The following is a 10,245-nucleotide window of genomic DNA, read 5'->3' as shown; positions in this document are numbered from 1 at the left end:
GCGGCTTCGGCCTGCTCGGCGGCGACGTCGCCTTCCTGGCAACGACCCTGATCGTCATCGACGTGACGCTCGCTGCGCTCTTCTGGGCCTGGGGCGCCGACGACGACATCCTCGCCCGGCTCATCAAGAAAACGCTCTTCGTCGGCGTCTTCGCCTACATCATCGGCAACTGGAACGCGCTCGCCCGCATCGTTTTCGAAAGCTTCGCCGGGCTTGGCCTCATCGCTTCGGGCGGCAGCCTTAGCCCCGGCGAGCTGCTTCAGCCCGGCCGCATCGCAGAGATCGGCCTTGATGCGGGCCGTCCGATTCTCGCGTCGATTTCCGATCTGATGGGCTTTGTCTCCTTCTTCGAGAATTTCCTCCAGATCATCATCCTGCTTTTCGCCTGGCTGGTCGTTCTCCTGTCCTTCTTCATTCTGGCGATCCAGCTCTTCGTCACGCTGATCGAGTTCAAGCTCGCCACGCTGGCCGGCTTCATCCTCGTACCCTTCGGCCTGTTCAACAAAACCGCCTTCATGGCTGAACGCGTGTTGGGGCTGGTGATCTCGTCCGGGGTCAAGGTCCTGGTGCTCGCCGTGATCGTCGGCATCGGCTCGACCATCTTTGGCGAGTTCACCGCGGGGTTCACGGGTGAGCCGACCATTGAAGACGCCATGGCAATCGTTCTCGCCGCGCTTTCCATGCTCGCGCTCGGCATCTTCGGTCCGGGCATCGCCAACGGCATCGTTTCGGGCGGCCCGCAACTCGGCGCAGGCGCTGCGGTTGGCGCAGGTCTCGCCGCCGGCGGGCTTGCTGTCGGCGGGGTCGCTGGCGCCCGGATGGCCGTCGGAACAGTCGGCGCCGGAGCGCGCGGCGCGGCGGCAGTCGCTGGTGGCGCCTCGACCGCCTACAGCATGGGAAACGCTGCCGCTGGCGGCGGCGCCTCCGGTGTCGCCGCCGGTCTCTCTAGCGTTGGAAAAGCGGGCGTCAGCGCCGCAACGAACCCGCTTCGCCGTTCCATGAGCGAAAGCTACCGCTCAGGTTCGCGCGCAGCCTTCGAAGCGACCGGCGGCAAGTTCAGTAACAGCCCCGACGTCTCGCCCTCAGCCAGTGGCGTACCGCCAGCCTGGGCGCGGCGCATGAAACAACAGCAAACCCTTCACCACGGCGCCGCCGTCGCAGCTCATGCCGTTCGCTCTGGCGACCATGGTGGCGGCGGGACCGCCGTCAGCCTTTCGGAGAAATCATGATGTTCCGTCGTCCAAGCGTTCGCTATTCCAAGACCCCAGAGCCCGTCACGCCCTATCAGAAAGCCGCACAGGTCTGGGACGAACGCATCGGGTCCGCCCGCGTGCAAGCCAGGAACTGGCGACTGATGGCGTTCGGCTCTTTGCTGCTCTCAGGCGGGCTCAGCGCCGCGCTTGTCTGGCAGTCCACACAAGGGACGATCACGCCCTATGTTGTCGAGGTGGACAGGCTTGGCGCGGCGCAAGCCGTGACGCCTGCCACCGCCGACTTCCGACCGACCGATCCGCAGATCGCTTACCACCTCTCGCGCTTCATCGAGAATGTGCGCCAAATCCCGGCCGATCCGATCGTGCTGCGCCAGAACTGGCTGCACGCTTACGACTTCACGACCGACAAGGGCGCGCTGGCGCTCAACGACTACGCCCGGGTGAACGATCCCTTCGCCAAGGTCGGCGACACGCAGATCTCGGTCGAAGTCTCCAGCGTTATCCGCGCCTCCGAGAGCAGCTTCCGCATCGCCTGGATCGAGCGCCGCTACGCCAACGGACAACTCGCCGCAACGGAACGTTGGACCGCCATTCTCACCATCGTTCTGCAACAGCCGCGCGATGCCGAGCGCCTGCGCAAAAACCCGCTCGGCATCTTTGTCAACGCCATCAACTGGTCCCGGGAGTCCGCCCAATGATAAAGACACTTCGCCTGAACAAAGCCTCCATGACGGTCCTCCTCGCCGCGACCACTCTCTCGGGATGCGCGACCTTCAAACCGCCGGAGATCGCTTACGACACCCCTCCGATCGAAGCGAAGCTTCTTCCGGAACCGGAGAGTCCGGTGCGGATCGTCGAGCGCACCAGCCCACTGCCGCTGCCTGGTCAACTCAAGCCGATCAATGGGGGAGACCGAGCGCCGGAATCTGCCGGTCCCGCTGAGCGGGTGAACGAGGCGAACGCCGCCGCCCGGATGGAGCCGGTACGAGACGGCTTCATCAACGCCGTACAACTCTATCCCTACACCGAGGGCGCGCTCTATCAGGTCTACGCATCGCCGGGGCAGATCACCGATATCGCCCTGCAGCCCGGAGAGAGCCTTGTTGGCTCCGGACCGATCGCGGCCGGCGACACGGCGCGCTGGATCATCGGCAACACCCAGAGCGGTTCAGGGGATGATCAGCGCATCCATATTCTGGTCAAACCGACGCGGCCTGATCTTCAGACCAACCTCGTCATCAATACGGATCGGCGGACTTATCATCTCGAACTGAGAGCGAACCCGTCCGCCTACATGGCGTCCGTCTCGTGGACCTATGCCGAGGATGCCTTGATCGCGCTCAGGCGGCGCAACGCCGAGGCGGAAGCAGCCTTGCCGATCGGACGTGACGTGGTCCTCGACTCCTTGCGCTTCCGCTATCGGATCGAGGGCGACCGCGCGCCCTGGCGGCCGCTTCGCGCTTTCGATGATGGGCGGCAGGTCTTCATCGAGTTCCCGCGCGGGATCGGACAGGGGGAAATGCCGCCGCTCTTCGTTATCGGTCCGGAAGGCGAAGGCCAGCTCGTCAACTATCGCATCGCCCGCAACTACATGATCGTCGATCGGCTCTTCGCCGCCGCCGAACTGCGTCTCGGCGACAGGCAGAAACGCGTGCGGATCGTCCGCACCGACGGGGTGAGCCGCAACGCCCCTACCGCGTCACGCCCCGGCGCCGTGGGGCCACGCAAATGAGCGACGATAGAGAATCCCGTGAGGACAAAGAGATTGCCGCCTCTTTGCGGCTGCGCGCCGATCCGCCAACGGTCATGCGTCTCTCGCGCCGCACGCTGACGGTGCTTGGCGCGGTCGGAGGCCTCGGTCTCGGTGCCATCCTGATTGTGGCTCTGCAAGATCGCAAACCGGCCGATGGACCGCCGGAACTCTATTCGACCGAGCGAATCCAGGCAGCCGAAGGTCTGTCGCGCCTTCCGACCGACTACACAAACATACCCCAACTTGGGCCGCCACTGCCCGGGGAGCTCGGGCGGCCGATCCTGTCAGCTCAACAACGCGGTCAGCCCGTGCCGGCGGTCGTCGCTGCGCCTGCCGTCGATCCTGACGAACAGCGCCGGTCGCAGGAGTTGGAGGCAGCCCGGCTCAGCCGACTTTTCGCTGAAGCCACGACCACCATCGATGACCAGCCTCAAACTTCGTCGGCGGTCGGTCCTTTACAATCCGGCGCCGGATCCTTCTTTCCCGCGAGCGTAACAAGCGCAGCACCAGATGCCACGGACAGACGGGAAGCCTTCCTTGACGAACCCATTGATCGACGCACGACAAGCAACGACCGGCTCACCGATCCGCCAAGCCCCTATGTGGTCCAGGCCGGTGCGGTCATTCCGGCGGCGCTGGTCACGGGTCTGCGCTCGGACCTTCCCGGTCAGATCACCGCGCAGGTGACATCCAATGTCTATGACAGCCCGACCGGTCGCTTCCTGCTGATCCCGCAAGGCGCGCGCCTCATCGGTGAATACGATAGCCGCGTCGCTTTCGGCCAAAGCCGCGTGCTGCTGGCCTGGACACGGCTGATTCTGCCCAATGGGCGCTCTATCGTTCTCGAACGCCAGCCCGGCGCCGACGAGGCCGGCTATGCCGGCCTCGAAGACGGCGTCAACAACCACTGGGGACGGCTGTTCATGGCGGCCGGGCTCGCCACTGTCCTGAATATCGGTGTGGAGCTTGGCGCCGATGATGACGACGACATCGCCCGCGCCATTCGCGAAGGAACGCAGGACACGATCGGCCGCGCCGGTGAGGAGGTTGTTCGTCGTCAGCTTTCCATCCCGCCGACCTTGACCATTCGCCCCGGATTCCCAGTGCGCGTGATGGTCACGCGCGACCTCATCCTCGAACCCTATCGGAATTGACCCATGACCAAATTGAAACTCGGCGCCATCCCAGACGATAAACCTGTCAAATTGAGTATTGAACTTCCCGCCGATGTGCATCGCGATCTTGTTGCCTATGCTGACGTGCTGGCCCGTGAGACCGGACAGAAGAACGAAGCCGCAAAGCTTATCGCACCTATGTTGGCGCGGTTCATGGCGACAGATCGTGGTTTCTCGAAATCTCGAAAAAGTGGCCGGTCGCCTTACTCCCCCCGGTCAACGTCGGAACCACAAATCACCTGATGTCCGAAGCTTCATCATCACGGCCATCCAGGCATCGAGCGTTCAATCACCAAAAAAGCTTCGCCTTCCGGTGGCTACCGCCTGTGAGGAACCTGGCGGGAGGGCTGGATCGCCAGCTGTCAATGTCCTGTTGAGTATAGCTGTCTTTGTGGGAAGAAAGCAGGGTGGCAGTCGTCGCGATGCGCACAGTTGCCTCCGCCTTGCGCAATTTCGATATGATTTCTTCAGGCCGAAATCGCTTTACCTCCATGAATGCAGCCAGGTGATTCTTTGTTCGTGGCCGCGTCCAAAAGGATCGGGTCAGTGCGCGCATTCTGATGCATGTCCATGTGGTGTTCCTCCGGCGAAGTTGACGTGTCGGAACATCAGTCTCCTTCGGCATCGCCCAATGGACAACCTATTGAAAATTCAAATCCAGGCGCAAAGAACGAGGTGTGGAATCTGTCCAATACTCTGGATGCGGCTTCGAAGCAGAAAAAGTGGCCGAACTCGCCCCAAAATCAGACCTGATTGTGGATTATTGAGTGTCAACTGGAATGCGCGGAGAAATCGCTCTCGCAAGGGCGCTCTGACGATTGGGAAGGTTTACGATCTCGGCTGCGATAAGACGTTCGCCGCATTTCAGATGCGTTTCCAAAGTTGGTGGATGCTGAGAAGCATCGCTGCGAACCAGATCGTAACCGGACGATATTCCGACCGCCTGAACCTTCATGTCTTTGAGATCGGACCAGAACCGTGGGGGAACTGGGGTAGGACGTTCTTTGTTGCAAATGGCCGCTGCCGCAATCTGGGCCTGCGTGGTTGCATTGTGAATGGTTTCGATACGCAGTTTTCCGGATGCGAATTCGTTTTCACCGCGGGCACAATCTCCGATTGCAAATATTTCGGAGTCAGATGTCCGCATGTCCTGATCGACGCAGATACCATTGTCACATTCCAGGCCCGCGGCTTCGGCAAGCGCAATATTGGGTGTTGCACCAATCCCCGCCAACACGAGATCGGTCTTTATTTGGGATCCATCGCCAAGATGGATCGAGGAAACGCGGCGATCAGCGGCGCCGAACCTCTCAATCTTCTGATTGAAGAGAAACTGAACACCGGCATCTTTCAGCTTCTGAGTAACGAAATTGGTTGTTGCGGGTGAGGCAACGCGGGCCATGGCGCGAGCGGCGGCCTCGACAACAGTGACGGTTCTCCCAAGATTGACCGCGGCAGAGGCCACTTCGAGCCCGATAACACCGGCGCCAATGATTGCAACGTCGCGACAGCCAGGATCGCTCAAGGCTTGGCGAAGCCTTGCCGAATCGCCCAGGTCTCTCAGATAGTGGATCCCTTTCAGGTTCGCGCCCTTCGCATTAAGACGACGCGGCGATGCCCCTGTGGCAAGGATCAAGGTATTGAATTTCATCGTCTTCCCGTCCGCAAAGTGGATTCTACGCTTATTCCTATCAATCTTGACGACCTTGCGCGCCCGCATCAGGTCGATGCGATTGTCTTCGTAGAATGAAAGAGGACGTATCAGAGTTGGCTGCGGTCTATCCGGTCCCTGCAGCCACGCCTTGGACAGAGGCGGGCGCTGATAAGGCAGCGACACCTCATCGCCAATAAGTTTTATCGCACCTTCGTAGCCATTCATGCGCAAGGTTGCGGCAGCATTTGTTCCGGCCGCTCCATTGCCGATAATCACAGTTGTGTTCATGTTTCTTTCCTCCCCGGGTTTACCGATTGTTTAGATGAGGCTAAGCGAGCGCGCAGCCATTACTGCCTCGGTGCGATTGGCGACGTTTAGACCACGCAAAATTTTTCTGAAATGCCACTTCACGGTGTCTTCCGTGACATGCATGCGCACTGCAATTTCCTTGTTGCTCAGCCCAAGTGCGGCATGTTGCAGGACGATTACCTGCTTCTGACTTATGGGGGCCGATCTATATGCAAAGGGGCGTTCAGTAATCTGCACATCATGCGCAGGTACTTTGGTCCTGGCGACCTGAGTTGTCCGTTGATCCAAGAACGCTTTCGCCGCTGGACTGATGACACGCAGAAAATGCCGCCTGTTTATCAAGGACCTGAAAGCGCCCAGTTGTTGTGCCTTCAGATCGGCATCGGCGATTCTTTTCAGCGCCTGCTTTTTTTCGCCCATCAGATAAATTGCAGTCGCAAGCGTATATTGCGCCCTGATTTCTCCGCGTTGGTCTCGGACGGCGGAAAAGTTGGAAAGGGCTTTTCGAGCGTGCATCTCGGCCAGGCCCAGTTTGCCGTCTCGCAGAAATCTTGAGGCTTCTAGCAAGGCGATTTCCGCCTGGATGGCGCGATTCTGGTTTGGCAGAAACAGCAGGTCTTCGTCGGACGGAAGCGGCTCGGTCGAGAGCGGAGTGCTGGTTCGGGTTCCCATAGCAAAGACTTCGGAGCCCAATCGCACCAGAATGCCCAGCCGCTTCAGACCGCGATCCTTTGCCATCAGGCGGCAACGTTCAAGCAACAAGAACGCCTGCAATGTGTCACCCTGGCGAATATAGATCTCGGCCGCGCTTCGGACGGTGTTCCACACCACATCCGTCACCCCGAATTCCAGCGCAAAATCCAGAGCCTCTTGCACAAGACGCTCATCGGGTGTGATCGACTCTTCTTCTGTTTGGACCTGAAGCTCGAAGGCCGCGAGCATTCCTTTGATAAAGGGTGTGCGCTCATGGGCGACGTTTTCGTTTTTCTGTGCGCGACGAATCTCGCTGCGCGCGCCATAGATGTCGCCATTGAGCAGCTTAGCCAGAATCCCAGCAGCAGCAAGCCAGCCAAACGCATAACGGTGACGGACCGCGCCGCTCACGACCGTGGCGGAGGCTATTTGATCTGAAAGGGCAGCAAACTGCCTGCCGGAAGCGGCGATGAATGCTCTGCACGTCTGTGCCGCGGCATGGCCGACAGGATTGGCCGACCCATAGGTATCAACCCAGGCCGCGCATCTTTCATCGCTTTCTTTCAATTCATCGTGGGTGGCAAGACCGATGGCATGCACCAGTTTCCCCCAGCCATTCGAATCTTCCTCCTCCGAAGGTGCGGAAACCCTCTGGTCGTTCAGCCTGGAAAGCACATCCTGTGCTTCCTGTGCGCGTTGACTGAAGTACAGCACCCAAGCATATCCGATAGCCAAGGATGGCATCTGAAGCAGTTTGGCTCTGGGAATGCCCGTGAACCAGATCGTCAAGGCCTCAATCTCTCCTTGTCTCAGGGCTAGATCGAACAGAGCTTGATCAGTTAGCCGTTTGGCCCAGTTGTGATCGTGTGCGCGAAGAGCAACATCCACGACCAAACGGTACTCTTTTTTTCGCCAATGCCAGAATGCGATACGTTTTAGGAAATACGACCGACGCGATCCATTTGCTTCGATGAAACGATTGCGCAGGTACTCTTTCAGGGCCCGGTTCATTTCATAGCATTTTGGTTTTTCAACGCTGGATATCAAAAGCCCGTGGCGCGATGCTAGTTCTGCCAATTTGCAACTGGAATCGTTAATCTTGAACACATAATCGCTGCAGTCTGCCGTGATTTCCTCCAGCCAACTGGCGTTAATCAGGTGATCGAGGAGCGGCCGCGTAATCTGTGCCAGTACGTCGGTTTCGAAGTATGCCTGAACCTCTGAAAGGTCAGCGATCGCGTCGCCTGATGCTTTCGATTTGCCAGCCAGTGCGCATAGAAGCGGCCAACCAGCCGTCTTGTTGTATATCTTCGTCGCCCGGTCGGCTTCCAACGGTAGAATTGAACATGTCTCGTCAAGAGTGAAGCTTAACTCTCTTGGACCGATCGTAACCACATGCGAAACTACCGACAGGGTGACCAACGTGCCCGGTTGGTGCCCGCTTACTACCAGTCGAACGGCTTCTGGCGTTTCCAGGGTGATCGTTTTCAGAAATCTCTGTGTGGCGGCAGAGTCAGAAACGCCGTCCAAGCAAATCATGACGGGTCTTTTCCAATCGAAAAGAAGGCGCAGTGCGATGATCTCTGGGCCGCGATCACCGGACGTGACGGGAAGGTCCGGTGGCGAAAGCATTGCGACAATCGCGGTTGCAATAAGGTCCGCTTCAGAGACGCTCTCTGGCCAGAACGACGACAGGTCCAGATAGATACAATCGTCTCCTCGGTCGGCAGCCGATTGGGCGCACAAGGCGATCTGCACTGATTTGCCGAAGCCGCGAGGTGCCTGATAAAGGAGGCATTTCGCGCCGGGGTGTCCCGCAATATCCAGTCTGTCACGTCTCAGGCAGCCCTGAGTCAATTTCTTTTGACGGACATTCATGCGTTCCAGAAAATCGTAGATGTCGTTCGGGATTGCGCTGGAGGTCTTAATCATCCCTCCCTCCCTGAAAGTGATGTATCGTAGGCGTGCCGACATCTTACCTAGCGCACAAAAACTCTAAACTACACGAACGTGTAGTTGTGGGGTGACCTGATTGAGAGGCAGCTTAATTCCAAGCGGCAAGAAGCAGCAAGTACGAAAAGGAGATGCTCTTCTGGCCAATACAGAAACTTACAACAGCCTTTTCCTTGGGAGGAGTAGACTATGAGCGATCTAAGCCAAGCGTCCACGGCGCAAGCTGGCGCCGATGAAGTATACGTTGATAAGAAACGGTATTTTTGGATTTTGTCCGTATTCTGGCCGGCAACGCCGCTAATCGGACTGTATCTGGTCTCGGTAACCGGCTGGAGCATCTGGTACGGGACTGTGCTGATTTTATGGTATCTGGCGGTTCCGATGCTGGACGCTATGTTTGGCGAGGATTTTTCCAATCCCCCCGAATCGGCCGTACCTGATCTTGAAAGAGACCGATATTATCGCGTGCTTACTTATCTGACGGTGCCCATGCATTATGCGGCTTTGATCGGGTCTTGCTGGTGGGTCGCAACCCATTCTCTGAATGCGCTCGAATTCGTCGCGCTGGCACTGTCGCTGGGGGTCGTCAACGGTTTGGCGCTGAACACCGGCCATGAACTCGGTCACAAGAAGGAAGCTTTTGATCGCTGGATGGCAAAACTGGTGCTGGCAGTGGTGGGCTATGGCCACTTCTTCATCGAACATAACAAAGGGCACCACCGTGACGTGGCCACCCCGAAAGACCCGGCAACCTCGCGTATGGGCGAAAACATCTATTCTTTCGCAACCCGCGAAATCCCCGGGGCTTTCAAACGCGCTTGGGAGCTAGAAGAGGTGCGCCTTGAGCGGAGTGGTAAGAGCGTCTGGAGCCTGGATAACGAAATTCTTCAGCCGCTGATCATTACCGTCGTTCTTTACGCCGGGCTGCTGGCATTCTTCGGGCCCATCATGCTTGTGTTCCTGCCCATTCAGATGGCGTACGGATGGTGGCAGCTGACTTCGGCCAACTATATCGAGCATTATGGCTTGCTGCGCGAAAAACTGCCCAACGGCAAGTATGAGCATCAGAAGCCGCACCATTCGTGGAACTCGAACCATATCATGTCCAACCTGATCCTGTTCCACCTGCAGCGGCACTCGGACCACCACGCGCACCCGACGCGGTCCTATCAATCCCTGCGGGACTTCAAGGATCTGCCTGCGCTTCCTTCGGGCTATCCCGGGATGTTCTTTGCCGCGCTGATCCCCTCCTGGTTCCGGTCGATCATGGATCATCGTGTCCTGGACTGGGCCAAAGGCGATCTGAACAAGATCCAGATCGAACCCGGTATGCGCGACTACTATGACCGCAAATTCGGGTCGGTCGCACCTGCGCAGCCTGCCGCAATGCCCGCCGAATAAAACCCAAGGCTTGGCATCTCAGACAAAGGCGTTGGCCCCGATGGGGCCAACCCTGACCTGACAAACAGCCCCTTGCTCGCACTCGAAGACGGG

At 58.7% G+C, this 10,245-nt stretch carries 8 protein-coding genes; 6 read left to right on the top strand and 2 right to left on the bottom strand.

Annotated elements, in window-relative coordinates; genetic code table 11:
- The 5 genes from trbL to C0456_RS01805 all read left to right on the top strand — a co-directional run.
- Positions 1 to 1,229 (top strand): P-type conjugative transfer protein TrbL (gene trbL, locus C0456_RS01825; RefSeq protein ID WP_291047677.1); only part of this gene is annotated, 1,229 nt, incomplete at its 5' end.
- Positions 1,229 to 1,912, top strand: a complete 684-nt coding sequence (gene trbF, locus C0456_RS01820) for a conjugal transfer protein TrbF (RefSeq protein ID WP_112062327.1) — start codon at positions 1,229 to 1,231, stop codon at positions 1,910 to 1,912. The genes trbL and trbF, both read left to right, overlap by 1 nt.
- Positions 1,909 to 2,946, top strand: a complete 1,038-nt coding sequence (gene trbG / locus C0456_RS01815) for a P-type conjugative transfer protein TrbG (protein WP_112062328.1) — start codon at positions 1,909 to 1,911, stop codon at positions 2,944 to 2,946. The genes trbF and trbG overlap by 4 nt, the downstream gene beginning before the upstream one ends.
- A complete protein-coding gene (locus C0456_RS01810) occupies positions 2,943 to 4,121 on the top strand; it encodes a TrbI/VirB10 family protein (protein ID WP_112062329.1) in 1,179 nt (392 codons plus the stop codon). The genes trbG and C0456_RS01810 overlap by 4 nt, the downstream gene beginning before the upstream one ends.
- A 3-nt stretch (positions 4,122 to 4,124) precedes the next feature.
- Positions 4,125 to 4,385 carry a DUF2274 domain-containing protein gene (locus C0456_RS01805; protein ID WP_009802141.1) on the top strand — a complete coding sequence of 87 codons (261 nt, stop codon included), beginning with the start codon at positions 4,125 to 4,127 and terminating at the stop codon, positions 4,383 to 4,385.
- Between the two features lie 517 nt (positions 4,386 to 4,902).
- Here the strand turns inward: C0456_RS01805 and C0456_RS01800 are convergent.
- Both C0456_RS01800 and C0456_RS01795 read right to left on the bottom strand, forming a co-directional pair.
- Positions 4,903 to 6,084, bottom strand: coding sequence for an FAD-dependent oxidoreductase (locus tag C0456_RS01800; protein WP_009802140.1), 1,182 nt, complete (start codon positions 6,082 to 6,084; stop codon positions 4,903 to 4,905).
- 30 nt (positions 6,085 to 6,114) lie between these two features.
- A complete protein-coding gene (locus C0456_RS01795; protein WP_009802139.1) occupies positions 6,115 to 8,730 on the bottom strand; it encodes a LuxR C-terminal-related transcriptional regulator in 2,616 nt (871 codons plus the stop codon).
- Positions 8,731 to 8,940: 210 nt separating this feature from the next.
- On the opposite strand from C0456_RS01795, the gene C0456_RS01790 reads away from it, so the two are divergent.
- A complete protein-coding gene (locus C0456_RS01790) occupies positions 8,941 to 10,152 on the top strand; it encodes an alkane 1-monooxygenase (RefSeq protein ID WP_009802138.1) in 1,212 nt (403 codons plus the stop codon).
- The last annotated feature ends 93 nt before the right edge of the window (positions 10,153 to 10,245 follow it).

Origin of the sequence: Hyphomonas sp., from assembly GCF_013823385.1 — a bacterium.
Taxonomy (GTDB): domain Bacteria; phylum Pseudomonadota; class Alphaproteobacteria; order Caulobacterales; family Hyphomonadaceae; genus Hyphomonas.
This window is presented reverse-complemented; position numbering and strand designations above follow the sequence as displayed.

Coding starts and splice junctions, on each gene's coding strand:
- trbF (WP_112062327.1), top strand. CDS start 1,229: ATGTTCCGTCGTCCAAGCGTTCGCTATTCCAAGACCCCAGAGCCCGTC.
- trbG (WP_112062328.1), top strand. CDS start 1,909: ATGATAAAGACACTTCGCCTGAACAAAGCCTCCATGACGGTCCTCCTC.
- C0456_RS01810 (WP_112062329.1), top strand. CDS start 2,943: ATGAGCGACGATAGAGAATCCCGTGAGGACAAAGAGATTGCCGCCTCT.
- C0456_RS01805 (WP_009802141.1), top strand. CDS start 4,125: ATGACCAAATTGAAACTCGGCGCCATCCCAGACGATAAACCTGTCAAA.
- C0456_RS01800 (WP_009802140.1), bottom strand. CDS start 6,084: ATGAACACAACTGTGATTATCGGCAATGGAGCGGCCGGAACAAATGCT.
- C0456_RS01795 (WP_009802139.1), bottom strand. CDS start 8,730: ATGATTAAGACCTCCAGCGCAATCCCGAACGACATCTACGATTTTCTG.
- C0456_RS01790 (WP_009802138.1), top strand. CDS start 8,941: ATGAGCGATCTAAGCCAAGCGTCCACGGCGCAAGCTGGCGCCGATGAA.